This is a genomic window from Achromobacter sp. NPDC058515 (assembly GCF_042721735.1).
Lineage (GTDB): Bacteria > Pseudomonadota > Gammaproteobacteria > Burkholderiales > Burkholderiaceae_B > Achromobacter.
The window spans coordinates 1-22313 of record NZ_JBHXNI010000023.1; the positions used below are offsets into that span (position 1 = coordinate 1).

A 22313-nucleotide genomic window follows, 5' to 3' on the forward strand; every position below is an offset into this window, starting at 1 on the left:
CCCGTCACGATCGGCTGGTCGCAATCGCCATCCAGGAAGTCGACGATTACCTCCTGTCCGATGCGCGGTATCGCCATGTGGCCCCAGGCCGCGCCCGCCCAGTTCTGCGACACGCGGATCCAGCAGGAACTGTGCTCGTCGTTCTTGCCCAGGCGGTCCCAGGGGAACTGGACCTTGATGCGGCCGAAGTCGTCGCAGTAGATCTCTTCATTTGCCGGACCCACGACCGACGCAATCTGCGGCCCGTCGATGCGCGGCTTGCAGGCGGGCTCGGGCTTCCAGTCCACGCGGTCAGGCACGATGTCCGCGGTGTAGCGGTACTGCGTGCCTTGCGAGGCTTCTGCTCCCTCTTCCTGTTGGCTGGTGTGCTGCACGCCGTGATGCTGCATGCGCACCGGGCGCCAGCCGTGGTTCCAGTCTTCGCGCGGGTGGCCGGTCAGGTCGAACGCCACCCCTGGCACCAGGCGCGCATCGTCGCCTTCGACACGAGCCATGCGGGCATCGCGACGCAGGCCCAAAAGACGACTTTGCGTAAACGGTTTACCGGCCTCGTCGCGCTTGTATCGCCCAGGGTAGGCGTAGCGCTCGTAGCGCTTGTCCTGGTGGTCCAGGTCCGCGGCGACCGGCGAATGCTCCTGGTCGTACCGTGGATGCGTGTAGGTGTAGTCGCGCTGCGTTTGGCGCGCGGTGCGCACCTGTTCGGCGTAGGTGAACTTGCGCAACGCGGGTTCGGGCTGATCGCCGCCGGGAGCAGGGTTGTAGGTGACGGGGCCACCGTCAATCTCCCCATGCACATAGATGCGGTCGCCGTGGATCAGCCGATGGCCCTTGTCCGTATGCGCAAAACGGTAGAAGAATCCCTCTTCAGCCGCCAGGCGGGCGAGGAACTGCAAATCGGTGTCGCCGGCCTGCACGCAATATTCACGCGACAGGTGCGTGTTGGTTGTGACCTGCTCGTAGTCCGTGATGCCGTGCGACTTGAGGACCTGCGCAAGAATCTCCGGCACCGACTGCTGCTGAAAAATGCGCCAGTCCGAACACAGGTCCGTGCGCGCCAGGGCCGGTTCGACCATCGCCCGATAGCGCGTTCTCCTGAACCCGCTGTCTCCTTGCTCGAAGCCGGTCAGGATTCCATGTACATGGCGCACGGGCGTATCGCCGCGCCAGATCGTAAAGAGCGCAGGCTGATCCAGCAGCGCGCCAAAATCCACTGCGGCGTCAAAGCTCGATAGCTCCACGCGCAGTAGAAATGTCTCGGACAAGGCTTCGTCGAGCGTGAACTCGACGACCTCGAAGTCCACGCCAGCGGCGGACGGGGTAAAGGTAAAGCGCACATCGGATAATCGGGGCATGTCGGAATCCTGAACAGGCAGAACGCCAGGAAAGGCGTTCAGGCTGCGTACGAACAAGAAGTGGTCATGGCCGATGGCCTTCGTAGGCCACAAGCGCACGTTGGTCCGGCCGCGAAAACACTCGCCTCATTTTTTGAGGATTTCGTCCAGCGACTGCAGCACCAGCTCGCTCGTGCTCCCAAGGTTCGTCGCAAAAAGCACATAGGCGATCACCAGCACAACCAGGGCGCTCAGCCACGGTGTCCACCAGGGCCACAGGCGACCCACGCTATAGCGGCGCGATACGATGTTTTCCTGCGCATCGGTAAGCACCTCGGGAACCTCGCCACGCATTTCTCGAAGCTCGCGGTGAAGCTTGACGATAATGGCCTGCAAGGCTTCGTTCTGGTTGTGCTGCATGCCGTATTTGCCCTTGAAACCCAGGCAGAGACAGAGATACTTGAACTCCAGGACGTCGCGGTATTTGGCCGCGTCCATCATCATGCGCGACAGGACGGTAAAGAACTTCTCGCCGCCCCAGGTCTCGTTGTGGTTCACGCTGAGCAAAGACCGTTCAGCCCAAGGCGAATGCGCGCCCCATGGCGTGCCCATCACCGCCTCGTCGATAAAGCTGCACAGCGCGTAGCGATAAGCGAGCTGCGTTGCGCTGTCGTATCCGTGCTGGCGGATTTCTTCGTCCAGCGCGGCAATCTGGTCGCGAACGGTCCCGTACAGCAGTTCAATGCCTTCGTAGTGCGTCAGCTTGCGCAGGCGGATAACCAGACCGAACAACGGGAGCGCCCCGTCCACCAAGGGGTTGTAGCCATGGCCGCGGAGTTGAAACCCCAAGTCGTCGTCCTGGTCGATATGCTCGACGGTGTCAAAGGCAATCCTCCCTTTCTGGTCGATGGCCGCGACCGGCTCGTGCGCCGGAAAGTCTCGCCGCCCCGGCGAGTGGTCTCGGTGGTGCTCATGTCATTGGCTCCTGATAGCCCAGAACTGCAACTCCATCTCTGGATAGTCGCCCGCGATGTGGAAGCCGAAGCCGGCCGTCTCGCGCATCATCTGCCAACTGGGATGGCTGCGGTCAAACTGGAAATAGGTAAACCCGGCATGGAATGGAAGATGGCGGGGCGCAACCGGCAAAGGCAGGAGCGGAATGCCCGGCAGCTGCAGGCTGACCAGCTCGCCCAGCTTCTCCATGGAAGTCACCTTGGCCTGCTGGACGAATTGCTGGCGCAGCTTGTCCAGCGGCATGCGGGCGCGCACGGCCAGAATGAAATCGGCTTCGGCATACAGGCGGCGATCGTGCACGGCGGCTGTCAGCACGCCGTATTGCTGGCGCTCGATGGGTAGCGACACCGCGCGCGGTTGAAGCACCGTGCTCAGCGCGCGGCGCAGCGTTTCCTCAAGCACGCGAAACGACGCGCGCGGATCGTCATGCTGATAGGCCGGGTACTCCTGCGGCAGGCGGCCTTCATCGGTAAAGGTGACCAGTTCACCGCAAGCCTGGCTGAACGCGATATATACCTGCTCGGGATGCACGCGGCGCAGGCGGGACATATGCAGGAACAGGGGATGCAGGCGATTCAACACAAGCAGCAGGTTGAAGTCGGTCACATCCGCCACGCCGGCCTGGCCGGGGGAACCGATGCGTTCCGCGATATTCTTCGCGCGTTCGCGCATGAGCCCGGCAATCTCGCCGAGGTAGCGCTTGAGCGGAGGGATGGCGTTCAGCGAAATGCCGGTGGGGTAGAAGGACTCGTCCAGCAGCAGGCTGCCGTCCGGACGACGGTCCAGCAGGCGGCACACGGCAATGCCGGTGAACGCGCTGCGGTCGTCGCGTTCCAGCGCCAACTGCAGATTCAATGCAGCCAGGTTCATCGGCACATAGTCGCCTTCCTGGCTGTGCGTGTCGCGGACCTCTTCGTTGCGGGTCAGATATCGGGCATTGGCGTACGTGTCCGGCCATTGCACCTCCAGCACGCCGTCCGAACGCAACGGCAAGGTCAGGTACACGGTCTGGTTGACCGCGGACGCGTCAGTGATCGGCAATGGCACGGGGGGCGGCTGATCGTTGGGAATGTCGAACACGCTGCCGTCAGGCATGACCCCGCGCGCGCGCACGATCGCGATCTTGCCGAAGCTCAGGTACTCCTGGTTCAGTTCCAGCTCGCTGAACCCATAGAGATATTCGCTGACGCCATTGAACCGCTGGTTGGCGTGATGCTCCGACACGCGGGCTTGCTGTTGGAAATGCTGAGGCTTGACAAACAGCCCCTCGCTCCAGATAACGGGATTGCGTGTAGTCATGGCTTGGAACCCGGTTGCGATGGTCGATAGCTTTCGTCGGTAATGGCGACGCGATTGCCGCGCAATGTCAGCAGCAGCGCATACTTGCGTCCTCTGGGCTCAAGGCGGAACGCCTGCTTCCACACCGCCCCATTCTGGTCATGGAAGTCGGCCACGATGGCTACGTATCGCGTATCCGCCTGAATGCGGGAGAAATCGATGTATTTGAATTGGCCTGGAAGAAGGACGTAGTCGTCCTGGGCTACGAAAGTGGTGCCCAATGCCTTCTTGGGGTCCTGGGCAAACTGCAGCGGGTCCGCGTTCAACAGAAGCGAATCGTCCTTGAGTTGAAACACCTTGAACGCGATCGGCGTGGACACGCCTCGGGGAACGGCAACAGGCTCGGCCTCGGAAAAACTCTGGCCCTGGCTGTACTGTCCGAGACCCCGGTCTTCGCCAGCGTTCTCGGCGCCCGTGTCGGGCACGTCTTCAGAGACAAGCGCCAGCGGCTTTGGCGCGCGCGTCACCCCCTGGTTCGCGATGACCGGCTTGGCGCCGAAGCGCCGATCCGGAAGAAAATAGGGAGAGACCGCGTTTACCGGCGGCTGCGTCGAATCAAACGGCGCGGCGCCGGGCGCGCCAGTGGTTTGCACCACGCGCGAAGAGGCCCGGTCCACGCGGCTCAGGGACCGCGAGGAGGGGCTGTCCTCTTCCAGCTCGCCCAGCAGGCCGCGCAGACTATCGATAAGCTCGCGCCGGCTTCCCGTTTTCAGGACCAGTTCAAAAGGCCCTTCGGCGCTCTTGCGCGACACCATCTCGGCGGGGTCCGCATCTTTTGCCCGCGGTTCTTCGGCGGCCAAGGGATTCGGGTTGACGTCATCCGCCGCGTACAGGCTCAAGCCGATCTGGCTAGGCTGGTCCTCGGGCGCCCCGACAGGAATCGAGGGGTCCATCAGGATCTGGCCCGTCTTCGTCAGGACATCGCCCACGGTGCCGCAACCGGCCAGGAGCGAGGTTGCCAGCAGCGCGGGAAAGAGGCGCGTCATTGCACTTCCGCGCGGAGCGCGCGGTCGTATGCCTGTTCGAAAATCTCCCAGAAGAGTTTTTCAAAGCCACGCTGGCGCACGGAGCTCAGTTCTTCGTAGTAATGGGTATACATGCGCCACGCCCAATCGTCGGCGCCCGCCTTCTGGGCCTGCTCGGGCCGATAGCGATGAAAGCGCTGCAGCAGCAGATCAGGCGAAAAGGCGCGCAGCAGGGCTTCGAGGCTGGCTTCTATCCCTTTCATGACGGCCGCATGGTGCGCGCGCAGCTGGGTCATGCTCTCGTCGATCGCTGCCTTTGGCGACAGGTGAACGACGCTGCGTTCACTGGAGAACATGGCGCGCAGCGTATCCTGATAGCTCTGCCCCAGGCGCAGCGGGTTGTCCTCGATGGGCTGCAAAGTAAGCGCGCTCAAGGCCATGCGTCGCTGATCTCCGGCCTGGCTGCCGTACAGCTCGGCAATTCCGCGGATCGCCGCGCCGAGGGCCTGGCCGGCCTCCAGCATCAGGGTATGGCTCGCTTGCGTGTCAAGGGAGCCGAGTGAAACGCCTAGTCCCTGGAGCAAGGGCGCGGCTGCCTGCGAGGGGTCGGCGTCGACGGCAGGCATGGAACCTGCCCAATCTTGGTCGGAAAGGAAATGATCGCGTGACTTCGACATGCGGGAATCTCCGGAAGTAGTCTGGGGCGAGCCGGAAACGGCTGCGAATCGGGTTGAGGCGAGGTCCGGCTGGGTTGGCGTGTGCGCGACGTTCCATCGCGCGGCGTCGGAAGGATCCACGCCAGGGTGTTTTGGCGCTGCCGCGTGTTCGGCCACATCCAGGGCCCGCAAGGGGTCAAGGTCAGAGCGGGGGTCCCGCTGCGTGGCCAGGGCCTGGAAGGCCGCGTCCGCGCCGGGCGTGCTTTGCTCCTGGTCAAACGAGTAGGCGCCAGACGGCAGGTCGTCCGAACCGCCACGCTGTTCGTTGAGCAACTCGCTGACCTCGTACTGCGCCAGATGGCGCGACGAATCCGGCAATTCGTGGCGTTCGTCGTGCAGATGCACTGCCACCATGTACGGGCCTATGTGGAGAATGTCCCCTTCGCTCAGGCGTGCGCCGACCGATCTGCCCAATGGATCGCGAGCGTCATTGATATGCGTCTGGCCTGACCGGTCGATCACACAGAAGGCGCCGTCGCTGAAGCGGATTTCGCAATGAACCAGCTGTACCCGGCCTGCCTTGTCAACCAAGGTCCAGTTGGCGCCATGGCCGCCTATGGTCCCGCCTGAAACGTCGAATCGATGGCGGGGCGTGCTGCCGTGCTGCAGCGCCTGCGGGTTGGTGACGACGAGCGCGACGCTGCGCTCCGTTTGAAGCTTGTTCATAAGCGCGCCTTTATTTTGACGTTGGAAGAGCGGCGCACGACGGTATGCGCGACAAAGCTCGTCCAGCCCAGGTGGGCGCCGCTGGCGCGTCCCAGGTTGAACGGCGGCACTTCTTCCTGACGCAAACCCAAGTCCAGGTCGTACGCGGCGGGGTCGCGCAGAAGAAAGTCGATCAGTTTGCGCAAGCGCTCGAAATTCTCGCCGCTGGGCAGAAACTCCCGAAAGCGCTTCTGGTCCAGGTCGGGAATGGCGATGGTGAACTTGCTGTAGCGGGTGCGCACGCGGCTGCCGATCACGAAACTGTCGCCCAATGTCCCGTTGCGTTCGCCCAACGCCAGCAACTGGTTATCCGGGATGTGCATGTAGCGCAGTTCGAATTCGCGCACCTGCACCGTCTTCAGGTCAAAGCAGTGCGCGATGATGCCGGCCACCACTTGCGGCGAGCGGCTGCGGCTGGCGATGGCGCCCGCATAACTCAGCAAGCGGCTCCAGGCAATGGGCGTGACGCCGCGCAGCTCGACATCGCCGAGCCCCACCATTGAAAAGACATAGCGCGAAAACCGGTCCCGGGCTTCTCGGCGAAAGCGCACGTAGTAGCGATACTTGCGCCAGGCTTGGTGCAGCAGCGTCAACAACCGGTGATTGAAAAAATCCAGGAACGCCGGGCGTATTCCCACGCCTTGGCCGTACTCATACGCCAGCCGGTCCAGGTAATAGCCCGGCAGCGGAGAGTCAGGTCCGTGCAGGCCGAAGAAGGTCGCCTGGACGCGGTAATCGCTACTGGCGGCGTCCGGCATGCGTTCGGCCAGCGCTACGTCCGAGGCTGGAAAACCAAGCCCCGCATAGCTGCTCAAGCGCACGCGGTGACGCTCCGGATCCGCGCTCTCGGCGGCTTCCAGGTTGTCGTCGTGCAAGCCGTGCAACTGCTCGAGCAAACGGAAAAAGTCGTAATTCTTCGCGTCGGCCAGCAGAAGGTCGGCTAGATCAGCGGTTGCTTGCCGGTCTGCAATGGCCATTCGTAGTGCTCGTTGTTGCCGGTGTTGGTGGCTTCCAGCAAATGGAAGGAATTGATGCTTGCGTACAACGCGAAGAAGTGACTGAGGACGGTGCCGAACAGGTAAAGGTCGCCCTCGCAGAGGAAAGCCTCCGGATCCAGCTTGAGCCGCGTCTTCAGGCCACGTATGGGCAAGCCTTTCATCAGCAGGTCTGTTGGCGTGGTGACGGCATCTCCGATGCCGTCCAGCCGCTTTCGCGTCGCGCGCGCACGCTGGATATCGTGCAGCGCGGCGAAGTCATAGCCGCGCAACACCGCCTTCAGCGGCTCCGTAGACAGCAGCGACAGATAATTCAGAGACAGGTTGGAGATCAACGTCCATTGCAGCGCGCCGTCCAGGACCGGGCGATAGGACGGGGTTGGGCGCGTGACGTTGGTGTAGCTTGCGAAAGTGGGGGTGGTCTGCGTCTGCAGGCTGATATCGCCTACCCCCAGGGACAAGGGAAGATCCCTGTTGGTGCAGGTCAAGGCCAGCGACACCGTTTCATCTTCGTCGATGTAATCGGTCTCATCGCTACGGATAAAGGCCACGCGGTGCAGCACGCCGCCTTCGGTCATCGCATTCTCGATGCGCGTCCGGTAGTAGAGCGCAGTGCGTCCTTGCGCGTGCTCGATTTCGTGCTGCAAGGATTCGAAGGGATGAAAGGTGCGCAGGAATTTTCCGCGCTGTCCGTCGGCTTTGCGGTGCCAGCCGCTTACCTCATCGATACTGAAGATCTCATGGGCGTCCTGCCGCTGTCCGCTGGGCCGCAGGCGCTGGTCGACCGAGCGGCCGTTCAGGTTGATCGGCTCGGCGTCATGCTCGAACAGGTTCACCGCAGGGGTGCAATACAGCATCAGGTCTGCATTGCGCAGGCGGATATCCACCGGCATGGGGCGGTTGAAATGAAACTCCAGGCGCACTTTTTCGGTGCTGCCCTCCGGCCACAGGGAGCGTAGCCCCGTCAGGCTGAAGAACTGGAAGCGGCGCGGGAAAATAAAATATTCCTGCAGGATGCGATACCCATCGAACACATTCCTTGGATAGGGCAACAGCGCCTCGTCCGGCGAGAACCCCGGAAACTTGACCTGGCGCGCCGACAGCCGGCGCGTCTGCCCTCCGACCTCGATCCGGATCTCGGCCAGGTACTTGGACAGCCACAGATACAAGGTGAGGGCGGTGGTATCGTCGCCGCTCAAGTGAAAATCCAGCTGGTCGCAATCGAAGCTGTCCAGCCCGTTGCCCGCCATCGGCGCCAGATCGACGCGCATGATGGATTTTTCGCGCGTGTGCGCGTCGCTGACCTCCAGGATGCGCAGGGGATACACCGCGACATCCGAACAGGTGCGGAATTCGCAGCGTACGCCTTCCACGGGCCGCGACAAGACACGCGTGCCTTTCGGGATCACCTGGCGCGTCGTGATGGCCCGTTCAATCGGGTCAAAGCGCATGATGGTCACGCTTGGCAATGGCCGCAGGTAATTGGGCCACAGCAGCTGCAACAACGAATGGGTCAGCTCAGGAAGATCGTCCTCGATCTTCAACCGCAGCTTGGCCGTCAGAAAGGCAAAACCCTCCAGCAGCCGCTCCACGTCGGGATCGGCTGCCTCATCGCCCAGAAATTGCGACAATTGCGGATTGTCGCGCGCAAACTCGCGGCCGAGTCGACGCAGATAATCCATTTCTTCGCGGAACTTTCCCCGCAGCGGCATGTTGTTTCCGCCTCCCTTGGCGTTGCGCTAAACGATCCGCGCGTATCGGTCCCGATGGTGGATCACGAGATCGATCTCCACCTGCTCTTCCGTATTGGCGACAGGCACCAGACAGTCCAGCCGGAAATTCAAATTCAGGGGCTGCGACCCGTCAGGCCGTGCGTGCACGCCCAGCACCTTGACTCGGGGTTCGAACGCCTCCACTGACCGCCGGATATCCTGGCTCACTTGCAGCAGCAGATCGGCGCTGCCCATCGCGGCGTCGTTGAAGTCCTCCAGACCCAGCCCGGGGCTGCTCTGCGAGCAGCCCCGGCGGCTGTTCAGAAGGAGTTCGAGATGCCGCTTGATTGCATGAATGCGCGCAATCGCCAGGTCCTGGCGCGACCGGGAGCGCCGGGGGAGCGCATCCGGATCAAGCCGTTCGAACAGGCTGCCTTGCCCTGGCGATCTGGGCATCTCCGGTTATTCCTTGTCCAGGCGTCCGACCAGCGACAACTCGAAATTGGCGCCCATGTACTTGAAGTGGGGACGTACGGCCAGGGACACCTGATACCAGCCCGGGTTGCCCGCCACGTCCTGGACCTGGACCTGGGCGGCACGCAAGGGACGGCGGCTACGCACGTCGGACGACGGGCTTTCCTGGTCGGCGATGTATTGCTTGAGCCAGCCATTGAGCTCGCGCTCCAGATCCTGGCGCTCTTTCCAGCTGCCGATCTGTTCGCGCTGCAGCACCTTGATGTAGTGGGCCAGGCGGTTGATGATGAACATGTAAGGCAGTTGCGTGCCCAGCTTGTAGTTGGTCTGCGCAGCCTGGCCTTCGGGCGTCTTCTGGAACAGCTTGGGCTTTTGCACCGAATTCGCGGAGAAGAACGCGGCGTTGTCGCTGTCCTTGCGCATCGTCAGAGGGATGAAGCCCTCCTCGGCCAACTCGAATTCCTTGCGGTCGGACACCAGGACTTCGGTAGGGATCTTGGCCTGCAGCTGTCCCAGGGACTCGTAAAGATGCACCGGCAGGTCATCGACGCTGCCCCCCGACTGAGGTCCGATGATGTTCGGGCACCAGCGATACCGGGCGAAGCTGTCGGTGATGCGGCTGGCGAGCAGATAGGACGTGTTGCCCCACAGGTAATTTTCGTGGTCGCCGTCTATCGTCTCGCGATAGACGAAGCTGCGGGTCGGGTTCTCAAGCGGGTCGTAGGGTTGGCGCAGCAGGAAGCGGGGCATCGTCAGGCCGAGATAGCGAGCGTCTTCCGACTCGCGCAGGCTGCGCCATTTTGCAAAGCGCGGGCCTTCAAAGATGTCCTTTACTTCCTTCAGGTTCGGCAGGTCCTGGAAGCTCTTGATATTCAGGAATTCGGAGCCTGCCGCCGCCAGGAACGGAGCGTGGGACATGGCGCTGACCGAGGCCGCGTAGCTGAGCAGTTTGATGTCCGGCGCGGAAGGGCCGAAGGTGTAGTTGCTGACGATGCTTGCGATGGGTTCGCCGCCGAACTGGCCATAGCCCGCGGTGTAGACATGCTTGTAGAGGCCGCTGCGGGTGATGTCGCCGCAGCTTTCGAAATCCTCCAGCATCTCGTCTTTGGTGACGTGCAGGATTTCAATCTTGATGTTTTCACGAAAATCGGTGCGGTCCACCAGCAATTTCAGGCCGCGCCAGGCGGATTCGAGATCCTGCAGGGGCTTCTGGTGAAGAATCGCGTCCATCTGATAACCGATCTTGCGGTCAATTTCCGCGATCATCTGGTCGACCAGTTGCTTATTGACCTGCTGCTCGCGTTCCTGGCTCTTGAGAATCTCGCCAATAAACGCGGCGACGCCTCGCTCGGCGACGGCATAGCCTTCATGGCTCGGCTCGATGCGAGTCTGGGCCATGATCTGTTCCAGCAATCCTTGGGTTTGCTTTACTTCCGGTGCAACGCTAGCTTGAGCCTTCATGCTCGTATCCTTTTAAGCAGATGGGGCGAAGGGATTAGAAAGTGGGGCTCAGGAAGCCGATTTTTCCAATACCAGGTTCAATTCCTTGGCCAGGGTGCTGCGGGCCTTTTCGTCGGTCAACAACGCCTGGAGTTGCTTGCGAAACGCGGGGACATTACCCAAGGGCCCCTTCAGCGCCACCAGCGCCTCGCGCAATTCCAGCAGTTTGTTGAGTTCCGGAACTTGCCGGGCAACGGCATCCGGAGAAAAGTCCTTCATTGAGTTGAATTGCAGATTGACGCTCAAGGTGTCGTCTTCCTGCCCTTCGCTCAGGCGGGAGGGCACCTGCATGGCAAGCTGCAGCCCTGCGCCGGTCATCACCTCGTCGAAATTGTCCTTGTCGACGCGGACGGTAGGGCGCTCTTCAAGCGCCGTTTCCTCGCCATGACCTTTGAAGTCGCCGGTTATGAGCAGCTTCAGCGGCAGTTCCATCTCGGCCTGTTGGTCGCCGGTCGCAGGCACGTACTTAATGTTGATGCGTTCCTGCGGGGCGACTGATGCGGTTTTTTTTGCCATGGGAGCTCCTTGTTATAACCACGGGAAAAGTAAAGAATTGGCCATGCTAAATGGCCAGGCGCCTTTAAAAAATACTAACTAATAACCGGGTTTCAATCGAGTTCTGGCTTCTTGTATAAGAAAAAGGAATTCCTCAAGTCGCCAAATGAATACCTGAAAGCGCTGATTGTTATTTTCCAGCGAGCAGTGGGTGCGGGCGATCCTAAGGGCCTTTGCTGTGCGTGGTCAATAAGAAAAATTCGAATACGGAAAATCTAATTATTTTCGTACTTGTCGCATATTTTCTATGCGTATTTTCAAACTATCCTATAGACTTCGCAAAAAATAAGTGGTCTTGTGGCGAGCTGCCAATACAAAGAAATGGCAGGGAATGATTAAGGCGATTAACCACGCGCCTGCGGTCTTTCTCTTTCGGAAAATGTTCGCCACATCATTGGACGAGTGCAATCCATGATCAGAATTGAATTACCGGCGGTGATCCAGCGCCTGAACCTCGTCTGCCGCCAGGCATTGGAGGAGGCCGCAAGCCTGTGCATCAGCCAGCACGGTTCCGAAGTAACCGTGGCGCAAGTATTTTTCAAATTGTTGGATCAGCCGCTGAGCGATGCCCGTTTGCTGATCAAACAGGCAGGGCTTGATCTCGACGAAGTGCGGCAGGCCTTGTCCAGCGACAGTCCGTTTCAGGACGAGAATCAGGGTCAATACCCCACGTTCTCCCCGCTGCTGGTCGAGCTGCTGCAAGAAGCCTGGTTGCTCGGCTCCCTTGAAATGAGCCTGCAGAATATCCGGGGCGGCAGTCTTTTCCTGGCGGCCTTGCTCAATCCGGCGCGCTATCTGCCGCTACCCGCCGTAGCGCTTTTCGACAGCATCAACCGCGAAGCGCTGCGAAAGAACTTCACCACCTTGCTGGCGGACTCTTCGGAAGCGCCCGGACCCTCTTCGGCGCCGTCCGCGCTGCAAGCGCCCGGCGGCGATACCGCGCTTGCCAAGTATGGCCACGACTTCACGGCGCAAGCACGCGCGGGCCAGATAGACCCCGTGCTCTGCCGGGACGCGGAAATCGATTTGATGATCGACATCCTGTCGCGCCGCAGAAAAAACAACCCTATCGTGGTGGGCGACGCCGGGGTAGGCAAGAGCGCCGTGGTCGAGGGCCTGGCGCTGCGCATTGTGCAGGAGCGTGTTCCGGAGCCTTTGCGCCAAGTCGCGTTGTGGGGGCTGGACCTGGGCGCGCTGCAAGCCGGCGCCTCGGTCAAAGGCGAGTTCGAAAAGCGTCTGAAATCGGTAATAGACGAGGTCAAGGCCTCTGCGCAGCCGATCATTCTTTTCATAGACGAAGCCCACACCTTGATCGGCGCCGGCAATGCCGCCGGCGGCTCCGATGCCGCCAACCTGCTCAAGCCCGCATTGGCGCGGGGTGAACTGCGCACCATTGCCGCCACCACCTGGTCCGAATACAAGAAGTACTTTGAAAAGGACCCGGCGCTTACGCGGCGCTTCCAGCTGGTGAAGCTGGATGAGCCCAGCCAGGAGCAGGCCGTTCATATCCTGCGCGGCCTGCGCAAGATCTATGAGCAGGCGCACCACGTCTATATCGGCGACGACGCGCTGCAGGCGGCGGTCTCCCTTTCCGCCCGCTACTTGTCCGGGCGTCAACTGCCGGATAAGGCGATCGACGTTCTGGACACGGCATGCGCGCGTGTCGCCACCGCGCTCGCGGAGCCGCCCCGGCGCCTGGCGGGCCTGGAGCACGAGCAGATTCAGATCGACGCGGAAATCGAGTTGCTGCGGCGCGACGCGCGGGCGGGAAGAAAGCCCAACCCGCGCCGCCTGGCGACGCTGGAGAGCGCGGGGCAGGACATTCAACAGCAGATCGACGAACTGCGGCAGGCCTGGACGCAGCAGAAGAACCTGATAGACGAAATCCTCGAGGTGCGAAGCCGGCAGGACGAGGACGAGCCTGCCGACCGCGACGACGTTCTCGCCGCGAAGGTTGCGCAACTGTCCGAATTGCAGCGCGCCGGCGCATTGCTGCACGCCGATGTCGGCTACGAACAGGTCGCCCAGGTCATCGCCGACTGGACCGGCATCCCGACCACCACGATCAACCGGAACCAGATGGAGCGTCTGGCGCAATTGCCTGCGCTGCTGCATGAGCGGGTCAAGGGGCAGGACGTGGCAATAGAGCGCGTGCATAAGCACCTGCTCACCGCCATGGCCGACCTGCGCCGGCCGGGCACGCCGTTGGGCGCGTTTCTGCTGGTTGGCCCCAGTGGCGTCGGCAAGACCGAGACCGCGCTGGCGCTGGCCGACGCCATGTTCGGCGGCAAGCATTTCCTGACCACGATCAATATGTCGGAGTTCCAGGAGAAGCACACCGTGTCTCGCCTGCTAGGCGCGCCTCCCGGCTATGTCGGCTATGGCGAAGGAGGGGTGCTGACCGAAGCCATACGCAAACAGCCCTATTCAGTGGTCCTGCTCGATGAGGTGGAGAAAGCCCATCCAGAAGTGTTGAACATCTTCTATCAAGCCTTCGACAAGGGCGAGCTCGCCGATGGCGAGGGGCGCCAGATCGATTGCAAGAATGTCCTGTTCTTCCTCACTTCGAATCTGGGCTTCGATCAGCAGGACGGCGCCTTGACGGACCTGTCCGAACAGGCGTTGCGTCATCGCCTCTTGGCGTTTTTCAAGCCGGCGCTGCTGGCGCGCATGCAGCTGATCCCGTACCGGTACCTGGACGAGGCCGTGCTGGGCGAGATCATCGATAGTCGGCTGCAACGCCTGCAAAGGCAATTCGGCGCGCGCTATGACGCCTCGCTGCATATCGACGCCGACGCGCGGGACGAACTGCGCAGCCGTTGCAGCCGCCACGAAAACGGCGCCCGCCTGCTGGATGCCAGCATCGATGGCGAGCTGCTGCCGCCACTGTCCCTGGCGGTCCTGCAGCGTCTGGCCGCCGGCGCCCCGTTTGGCAATGCGCGACTGCAGTGGCGCGACGGCGCGTTCTCGGCCAGTCTGGACTGAGGCAGTGCCGATGAACGCGCTGGAAGTGGCAGGCATTGCGCGCAATTTGGCGCTGGCCGCAAGCTCGGACGCACTGGCCTCCACTTTCCTTGCGGCGGCGGTCCGCGCGGCCGGTCTGCGTCACGCCTGCCTGTACGGGCGCGATGCCGCAGGCGACAAACTGCTGCCTTTGCTGAGCATTTCGCCCGGGGTGGGGCAGCTGCCGGCGATCAGCATGGACGCCCTGGACGATCCGCTGGTCTATAGCCTGATCGGGGGCCAGCCTTGCTACATCGAATGCTTGTCCAGGCTGGTGGGCGTGGGCATCGGATTCGAACGGCTGGCTGAATGCCTGGGACCAAGAAATGCCTTGCTGGTCGTGCCGCAGCGAGACAGCCGCCAGCAAGCGCTTTGCGTTCTGGTGCTGGCAGGCGAGGCGCTCTCCTTGCAAGCGTGGAGGGACGAGCCCCTGTGGATGATGCTCCTGCAAATCCATGAATGCCTGTACGCCCGCTTGCACGAGCAAATGAGCGCGACCGAAGACGCGCGTTATCAACGCAGCGTTCGTCAACCTCAGGAAGAGCGCAGGGGCGTGCGCGCGGCGCGTTTGCTGGCGGCTGAATTCATCGGCGTCAGTGCAGCGGCACAGCGCATCCGGGAGGATATGCTGCGTTTCGCGGACTCCACGTTGGCGGTGCTGCTCACGGGCGAAACGGGCACGGGAAAGGACCACGCCGCCTGGCTCATTCACCAGGCCTCGTCGCGTGGCGGGAAATTCGTGCCGGTGAACTGCGCGGCGATTCCCAAGGATCTGATCGAGGCAGAGCTCTTTGGAAACGTCCGCGGCGCCTACACCGGCGCAACCCAGGCGCGCGGCGGCCTCGTGGCGGAAGCGGACGGCGGCACGTTGTTCCTCGACGAAATCGGCGATATGCCCTTCACGTTGCAAGCGGCCTTGCTGCGCCTGTTGAACGAAAAAAAGTACCGCCCGCTGGGCGCCTCGCGTGAACAGGCATCGGACTTTCGCCTGATCTGCGCCACCCATCAGCCGCTGCCGCAATTGATCCGCGAAGGGCGATTCCGCGAAGACCTGTACTTCCGGATCCGGCAGCAGACGCTGCAACTGCCGCCGCTGAGAGAGCGCACGGACGACATCCCGGCGCTGGCGGCGCACGTGATACTGCAACACAACCGGGAACGCCAGGCCCACGTCGCGGGGATCGAGCCCGACGCCCTGGCGATGCTCGAAAGCCACGCGCTGCCCGGCAACGTGCGGGAACTGCGCAGCCTGTTGCTGGTTGCCGCCGAGAGAACAGCGCGGGGCGCGTCCATCAGCGGACAGGCATTGCGGCAACTGCAGACGGATCGGGAGGGGACGGGCGATGCCGTCGTGCTTGGCCATCATCTGCATGGCCTGCTTCAAACGGACAATCTGCCCCACGCGCTTGACACATTCGAGCGTCTGCTCATCAAGGCCAGGCTGCAGGCGCTTGACGGGTCGCGCAGCCGTACGGCGCAAAGCCTCGGCATTCCGAAGCGCACGCTTGCGCGCAGATGCCAGGCCTGGAATCTGGACCAGGAGGACACCCTTCAATGAAATCACCAAGCACACTGCTGCTACTGTTGCTGGCCGCCGCCAATTGTCATGCCGGGCAAGCGCAAGGCCACGCCTTGGGAAATTGCACCGCGATCGTATCCGACGTGGAGCGGCTTGGGTGCTTTGACGCCACCGCAGGCACGCCGCCATCGCCCGTTCCGCCCGCTGCGCAGCCAGGCGCTGGCGCGCGGGCGAAATCCGCTTCCTCGCCGGCGGCGCCCGGCGTGACCGAACTGGTCCGGCGCAACGAGGCGGCGCGTCAGGAAAGGAACTATTCGTTTCTGATTTCCCTTGCCGAGGATCAGCAGCCCGGGCAGACACAGGTTGTGATCTCGGCGCCGGCGCTGGACGCCGCAGCCCAACGCACCTACCTAGCGATCAGCTGCGTTTCGAACATATCCCGGCTGCAGTTGCTCGCGCATCGTCCCTTTGACCGGAACCAGATAAGCATCCGCTTGTTCATCGACGACCGGCCGCTGTCGGCGGCGAGGACCTGGCAGGTCCTGGAAGAGGGCAATGTGGCCGACGCCGGGCGGGGACTGGTCGCGATTGAACTGCTGCGTCAGTTTTCGTCTGGCGGACGCCTGCGTGTCGAGAGCGACTATGCGCCCGTCAATGGGCTGATGTTCGACGCGGAGGGCCTGCAGGGACTTGTTGCGCAACAACGTGAGGCCTGTCACTGGTGATCGACTATCCCCCGCTCGACCTGGAAACGCTGTTGGCCCCGCTGGACGCAATCGACCCGGCGGGCTACTTCGACGAAGAGGATGAGACCTTTCAGGCCATCGACCACGAAATGGTCAAGCTAGGCGGGCTGCAAGAGCCGCGCATGGATTGGGCGTATGTCGATGAAGCGTCGCGCCAGTATCTGGGCACCCAATGCAAGCACTTCCGCGTCGCTGGCCACTTGATCGCGGCTCGCCTGCGCGCCAAATCATGGCGCGCATGGGGCGAAGCTGCCGGCGTGCTGGCGCGCATGGTGGAAGACTATTGGGAGACGGGCCACCCGAAACCGGGCCCGACCGGCTATCTGGGCAAGCGCAAACTGGTCGCCCTGCAAGTCGACCGCCTGTACGAGGGGCTGGCCGATTTAAGCGCGGGGGGCATGGCCAAGGAGCATCAGGCGGCGGCGCAGCAAGCGCTGGATCGCCTTCAGGCCAATGCGGCCGCGGCAAAGCTGGACGCCGCCATGCTCAACCGCCTGGAAGCGCAGTTTGCCCGCCGCGTCGAACAGGCCCGCTACCCCGAACCGCCTGCGCTAGCCGCCAATACGGGCCAGCGAGGCGGCCAGGCGATCAGCGAAGCGTTCTTCAGCACCTCGGGGGATACCTTGAAGCTGGGCGACGAGCGCGAAAGCAGGCGTTCCCTGCTGAGCGTGGCCGAATTCATCAACCAGCAGGACGCCTACGATCCAACCGGCTATCAACTGCGCCGCTTCGCATTGTGGGCGCATTTGCACGCGGCCCCGCCGGCCCGCAAGGAATATCGCACCGAATTGATGGCGGTGCCCGCCGACATCGCCGATGGCTATCGCGAGGCGCTATCGGCCAACACGATCAACCCCGCCTTGCTCCAGCGCGTGGAGAAGAGCGTTGTCGCCTCGCCGTACTGGATACGGGGCAGCTTTCTTGCCGCAAGCATCGCCGCGCGCCTGGAAATGAAGGAAGTGGCGGTCGCCATCCGCCTGGCAACCGAGCGCTTTGTACGCCGCATTCCTATTCTGGTCGAGCTGCAATTCAACGATGGCCGGCCGTTTGTCGACAGCGAAACACTGGGCTGGCTAAGCGGCGCGGACGCGCGCGGCGGCGAGCAGCACGTCGCCCAGGAGTTCCACGCCCTGCGCGAGGAACTGGTGGCGCAACTGGAAAGCGAGGGCGTGGAAGTGGTGCTGCGTCGACTGCAAGAAACACAAGGCGCCGCCGCCGCGCCCCGGCAACGCGGCCATGCCACGGTCATTGCCGCCGACATTCTTGCCGCGCGCGGGCTTTCCTGGCTGGCGCAAGACCTGTATGCCACCGTCGGCCGGATCATGCAGAACACGCCCGCCAGCCTATGGGAACCCGAGTTGTTCGGCCCGCTGAGCAAGTACGCGCCCGCGCGACAGGCCGCCGAAGAAGAACGCTAAAGCTAGAGTCAAAGAGGGAATCACGATGTCGAAGATCTGGGCCTATATCAAGCGCTTTGGCCTGCCCATGCTGCGCCAGTTCAAGAGCGCCATGCCTGTGCTGCTGCTGTTGGGCGTTGTATTTCTCCTTATTGGAATCTGGTGGCTGGGTCCGCATTGGACCTGGCGCGAACGCCAGCCGCTGGCCGACCTGTCGGTGCGCGTGCTGTCGACGATGATTCTGTTGATGATCCCCATGCTGGTCTGGGTGTTCGCGCTGCGTCGCCGCAACCGCCGCCTGGAAGCCGAACGCGAGCAAACCGCGAAGCTGCAGGAAGATCCGACCCTGCGCTACGTGCAGGCGCAGGAGCGGGCGCTGGATCTCAGCCTGATTGCCCTGCGCAGCAATTTGAAGGGCCGCAATGACCTGTATGAACTGCCGTGGTATCTGGTCCTGGGGCAGGAGAATTCCGGGAAAACCAGCTTCATCAACCGATCCAATCAGAACTTTTCGCTGACCGGCGAACTCAAGGCGGGCAGCCGGCGCGTATTTGCCGACCCTGATCTCGCCTATGGCATCGACTGGTGGATGGGAGATGAAGCGGTGCTGATCGACCCGCCGGGAGAATTGATCAGCCAGATCGAGGCCACCGTTGTGGAGGCCGTTGCCGAGGCGTCGGAGGCGACGCCGGACGCGGCGGCGGAGGGCAGCGCCCGCGCCGCGGAACCCGTCGCCCCGCGCCGGGAGCTGCCTCCTGGAACCCACGGCCGCCTGTGGGAAAGCCTGGTCGACTGGCTGGGCCGCAACCGCAGCCGCCGCCCGCTTAACGGTGTCGTGCTGATGGTCGACATGGTTACCTTGCTGAACCAGAAGCCCAGCGACCGCAAGGCGCTCGCCATCTTGTTGCGCACCCGCCTGAGCGAGCTCAGCCGGCAGCTCGGCACGCGTCCGCCACTTTACGTGGTGCTCAGCAAATTCGATCTGTTGAACGGCTTTGAACCCTTCTTCGCCCGCCTTCCGCGGTCCGTGCGCGAAGACATCTTCGGGTTTACGTTCACGCTGGACTCCGTGAACAACTATGACGCCTGGCTGGACGAACTGGCCGGACGCTACGATGGCTTCATCACCCGTCTGAACGAACAGATATTCGACGCCTTGAGCATTACCAACGCGGTGGAGACGCGAGAGGCGCTGTTCTCCCTGGTAAGGCAGCTGGCCGGCATGCGCCCGGTCTTGCTGAGCTTTCTGGCCGATGTGCTGGGGAGCGATCGCTACACCACCCCCGCGCTGCCGCGCGGCGTGTATTTCTCGTCGGTGTATCAGCAAGGACTGCTGTGCAACGCCTTCATCAACGCGGCTTCGCAGTCCTATGGCCTGAACGAACCGGTGGCGGACGTTCAGCCCAGCGGGCGTTCAGTGGTCTACTTCGCTCAGCAAGTCTTCCAGCGGATCATCTACCCCGAAGCCGGCCTGGCCGGCGACAACCTAAAGGTCCTGGCCGATAAGCGGCGTGTGCTGAGGGTGGGATTTGGCGTGGCGGCGCTGGGCAGCCTGTTGTTGTTCGGCGGCTGGTACCACTATTACGGCATCAATCGCGACATGGTCACTCGGGTGCTGGAAAAGAGCCGGGAGTTCAGCGCCAACCAGATCGATGGGCGCGCCGACCCGACCGGCCGCAATCTGCTGGTTCCGCTGGACCAGATCAGGAGCGCCGTCGCGGTCTTTGGCGACTACCGGAATGCGTGGCCCGTGGTGTCCGACCTGGGCCTGTACCAAGGCCGGAAGATCGGCCCGAAAGTCGACGAGGCTTACCTGCAGCTGCTTTCCAAGCGATTCCTCCCGGAGCTGGCCGGCGGCGTGATGAATGCCGTGAACGCGGCGCCCGCCGACAGCGACCAGCAGCTTGCCGCCTTGCGTGTCTACCGGATGATCGAGGACCGCGAGAACCGCCGCGCGCCCATCGTGGAAGACTGGATGAGCAAGCAATGGCAGGCCGCATTTCCGGGCGACGGCACCGTGCAGAACGGGCTTATGCGCCATCTTGCCTACGCCATGAAGTACGCGGCGGCCGATCTTCCGCAATATCGCGACCGCGTGGCGGAAGTCCAGCAGCGGCTGCGGCAAGTGCCCATGGCGCAACGGGTGTACATGAGCATGCGGGAGCAGGCCGCAAGAGCCCTGCAAACGCCGCTGGACCTGCGCAACGAGGTCGGCCCGGCCTTTGACATCGTCTATGGCCCCGGGGCGGGCTCGCAACCCGCCGCGGACAGGCAGAACACGCGCATCGAAGCCCTGCTGACGGCCAAGGGCTTTCGGGGGTATTTCGATCCGCGCAGCAAGGACTTCACCGATCTTGCCATGATCGACCAATGGACGCTGGGCGAGCGCCAGCGCATCGATTATTCCGAGGCCGACAAACAGGCCCTGGCCGAACGGGTCCGCGCCATCTACAGCCGCGACTACATCGACACCTGGCAGCGCGGCCTGAATCGGCTCGAAGTCGTCGACTTCGATGACATCGCGCAAGCCGTCAGCGTCCTGGGCAGCGTGACCAGCCCCGCCGCGCCCTTGCGCCGCCTGGTGGAGACCGTGCGCGAAAACACCAACCTGCAGCCGGTCGCGCCCGCCGTTGCGGGGGACAAGCCGGAGATCCCCGCGATGTCGTCCGTCGAAGCCGCGAAGGCGCAGCAGGTCGTCTCCATTGCGCGCCCCTTCGCGCCGCTGACGGACGTGCTGATTGCCGCGGACAACAAGCCTTCGTATCTGGACGAGAGCATGGCGGCCATCGCCCGCGTCTACGACACCATGAAAAGCGTCCAGGACAGCCCCGAACCGGGCAAGGCCGCCTTGAGCGTCGTGCTGGACCGCTTCGCGCTGAAGGGCACGGATCCCATCGGCAACCTGCAGCGCATGGCGGCCGGCATGCCGGAGCCGCTTAACAGGCAAGTCAAGAAGCTTGCCGACGAATCGTCCCAGGTATTGCTGATCGAGGCATTGAAGGAACTGGAACGCCGCTGGAACACCGAGGTCTACCGCTACTACGACGAGCGGCTTGCCAATCGATATCCGTTCAATCCTGCGGGCCGGGTCGATGCCTCTCTGGAAGACTTCACCGTCATGTTTGGGCCGCAAGGACGGCTGGCGCAGTTCAAGGAGCAGTACTTGAAACTGTTCCTGGAGGACAATCTGGAAGCGCTGTATTCCGAACGGCGCGGCGGCTACCTGGTGCGCATGGACGTCCTTAAGCAGCTCGAGGCCGCGGACCGCATCCGGGACGCGTTTTTCAACAGCCGGGGCGCGCTGGGCGTTCAATTCAGCGTCGAGCCTCTGGGTTTGACGCCGACCCGGCGCAGCAGCGTGTTGAGCGTCGAAGGCCAGCTGATTTCCTACAGCCATGGCGCCGCCAACAGTGTGGGGCTGATCTGGCCCAACAGCCTGGGCGCCAACACCGAGAGCCGCCTCACGCTGGTCAGCAGCAGCGGCACGAGCAGCAGCCTGGTCTATCGAGGATCCTGGTCCATGTTCCGCCTGCTCAGCCAGGCCCGGCTCGACAGCGCCACGGGCAATACCGTGGACCTGAGCTTTGGGGCCAGCGACGGAGCGATGCGCTACCGCGTCATGGCCGAGAAATCCAACAACCCGTTCACGCAGGCCATCTTTGACGGCTTCGCGCTGCCACGCACGCTGCTCATGGAGCCCCCGCCGAAACCCAAGGCCATCCCGCCCTCTGCGGCGGCGGCCAAAGTGGCCAAGGGCAAGCCTGCGGCCGAACGGCTGGAACGTTGAATATGCGCTTGAGCAGGGAAGGTTGAATCAAGTCGGCGCCCGTGACCGTGGATGCGTATCGGTCATGGCGCCTTCTTGTTCATATGCGGCCGGAACGTTGTTCCGGTCGCCCAGGATTTTGAATGTCCGGCCCGTCGTGCTTGAGGGAAGGAATCCATGGTGCCCGAGACCGGAATCGAACCGGTACGGCCGTGAGGCCGAGGGATTTTCTTACCACTTCGGCTTTCGCCGCCAGCGGGGGGTCGCTGTTCGTGGTCTGGAGCACGCCTTCACCATAGCCTGTCGGCCTTAGGTGCCCGCCGTCTGCTCTCTACACCTTCCCTGGTTTTTCAACCGGGGCTTGGCTCGGCGTTAGCGCGGAACGGGTCCAGGGCCTTCGCCGAGTTTGACGGGCTACACCTTTGGAGTTTCCCCCAAAGGGCTCAAATTAGTTCAAGTCCCTTGTGTCTACCAATTTCACCACTCGGGCATGCGCGGCCCGTGCAGGGCCGGCAGCGGGCGAGACTATACCATTTTGGGCGCAGGGATATTCGTTTTCAAGCTGGCGGCCAGGGTA

The 22313-nt window shown here is 62.7% G+C and carries 15 protein-coding genes; 5 read left to right on the forward strand and 10 right to left on the reverse strand.

Annotated elements, in window-relative coordinates:
- The 10 genes from ACFWP0_RS27795 to tssB form a co-directional block, all read right to left on the reverse strand.
- Positions 1–1352 (reverse strand): type VI secretion system Vgr family protein (locus tag ACFWP0_RS27795; protein WP_377847749.1); only part of this gene is annotated, 1352 nt, incomplete at its 3' end.
- A 126-nt stretch (positions 1353–1478) separates the two neighbouring features.
- Positions 1479–2180 carry a type IVB secretion system protein IcmH/DotU gene (gene icmH / locus ACFWP0_RS27800; protein WP_377847751.1) on the reverse strand — a complete coding sequence of 234 codons (702 nt, stop codon included), beginning with the start codon at positions 2178–2180 and terminating at the stop codon, positions 1479–1481.
- A 126-nt stretch (positions 2181–2306) separates the two neighbouring features.
- The gene (gene tssK / locus ACFWP0_RS27805; protein ID WP_377847753.1) at positions 2307–3644 is read right to left on the reverse strand and encodes a type VI secretion system baseplate subunit TssK; all 1338 of its coding nucleotides are present in this window, start codon (positions 3642–3644) and stop codon (positions 2307–2309) included.
- The gene (tssJ, locus tag ACFWP0_RS27810; RefSeq protein WP_377847755.1) at positions 3641–4669 is read right to left on the reverse strand and encodes a type VI secretion system lipoprotein TssJ; all 1029 of its coding nucleotides are present in this window, start codon (positions 4667–4669) and stop codon (positions 3641–3643) included. Before tssJ ends, tssK begins: the two co-directional genes overlap by 4 nt.
- Positions 4666–6030 carry a type VI secretion system-associated FHA domain protein TagH gene (gene tagH / locus ACFWP0_RS27815; protein ID WP_377847757.1) on the reverse strand — a complete coding sequence of 455 codons (1365 nt, stop codon included), beginning with the start codon at positions 6028–6030 and terminating at the stop codon, positions 4666–4668. Before tagH ends, tssJ begins: the two co-directional genes overlap by 4 nt.
- Entirely contained in the window at positions 6027–7046 is a 1020-nt protein-coding gene (gene tssG / locus ACFWP0_RS27820) for a type VI secretion system baseplate subunit TssG (protein ID WP_377847759.1), read from the reverse strand. The genes tagH and tssG overlap by 4 nt, the downstream gene beginning before the upstream one ends.
- Complete coding sequence (tssF, locus tag ACFWP0_RS27825) at positions 7010–8776, reverse strand: type VI secretion system baseplate subunit TssF (protein ID WP_377847761.1); 1767 nt, start codon at positions 8774–8776, stop codon at positions 7010–7012. Before tssF ends, tssG begins: the two co-directional genes overlap by 37 nt.
- A gap of 27 nt (positions 8777–8803) precedes the next feature.
- Positions 8804–9232, reverse strand: a complete 429-nt coding sequence (gene tssE / locus ACFWP0_RS27830) for a type VI secretion system baseplate subunit TssE (RefSeq protein ID WP_377847763.1) — start codon at positions 9230–9232, stop codon at positions 8804–8806.
- A gap of 6 nt (positions 9233–9238) precedes the next feature.
- Complete coding sequence (gene tssC / locus ACFWP0_RS27835) at positions 9239–10711, reverse strand: type VI secretion system contractile sheath large subunit (RefSeq protein ID WP_377847765.1); 1473 nt, start codon at positions 10709–10711, stop codon at positions 9239–9241.
- A 48-nt stretch (positions 10712–10759) separates the two neighbouring features.
- Entirely contained in the window at positions 10760–11266 is a 507-nt protein-coding gene (gene tssB, locus ACFWP0_RS27840) for a type VI secretion system contractile sheath small subunit (RefSeq protein ID WP_377847767.1), read from the reverse strand.
- 450 nt (positions 11267–11716) lie between these two features.
- Between tssB and tssH the strand changes: the two genes are divergently transcribed.
- The 5 genes from tssH to tssM are packed head-to-tail and all read left to right on the forward strand — an operon-like array spanning position 11717 to position 21757.
- Positions 11717–14290 carry a type VI secretion system ATPase TssH gene (tssH, locus tag ACFWP0_RS27845; RefSeq protein WP_377847769.1) on the forward strand — a complete coding sequence of 858 codons (2574 nt, stop codon included), beginning with the start codon at positions 11717–11719 and terminating at the stop codon, positions 14288–14290.
- On the forward strand, positions 14241–15866 hold the full coding sequence (locus tag ACFWP0_RS27850; protein WP_377847866.1) for a sigma 54-interacting transcriptional regulator: 1626 nt from the start codon (positions 14241–14243) through the stop codon (positions 15864–15866). Before tssH ends, ACFWP0_RS27850 begins: the two co-directional genes overlap by 50 nt.
- A complete protein-coding gene (vasI, locus tag ACFWP0_RS27855; protein WP_377847770.1) occupies positions 15863–16552 on the forward strand; it encodes a type VI secretion system-associated protein VasI in 690 nt (229 codons plus the stop codon). The genes ACFWP0_RS27850 and vasI overlap by 4 nt, the downstream gene beginning before the upstream one ends.
- A complete protein-coding gene (tssA, locus tag ACFWP0_RS27860) occupies positions 16549–17991 on the forward strand; it encodes a type VI secretion system protein TssA (RefSeq protein ID WP_377847772.1) in 1443 nt (480 codons plus the stop codon). The genes vasI and tssA overlap by 4 nt, the downstream gene beginning before the upstream one ends.
- A 25-nt stretch (positions 17992–18016) precedes the next feature.
- On the forward strand, positions 18017–21757 hold the full coding sequence (gene tssM / locus ACFWP0_RS27865) for a type VI secretion system membrane subunit TssM (RefSeq protein WP_377847774.1): 3741 nt from the start codon (positions 18017–18019) through the stop codon (positions 21755–21757).
- The last annotated feature ends 556 nt before the right edge of the window (positions 21758–22313 follow it).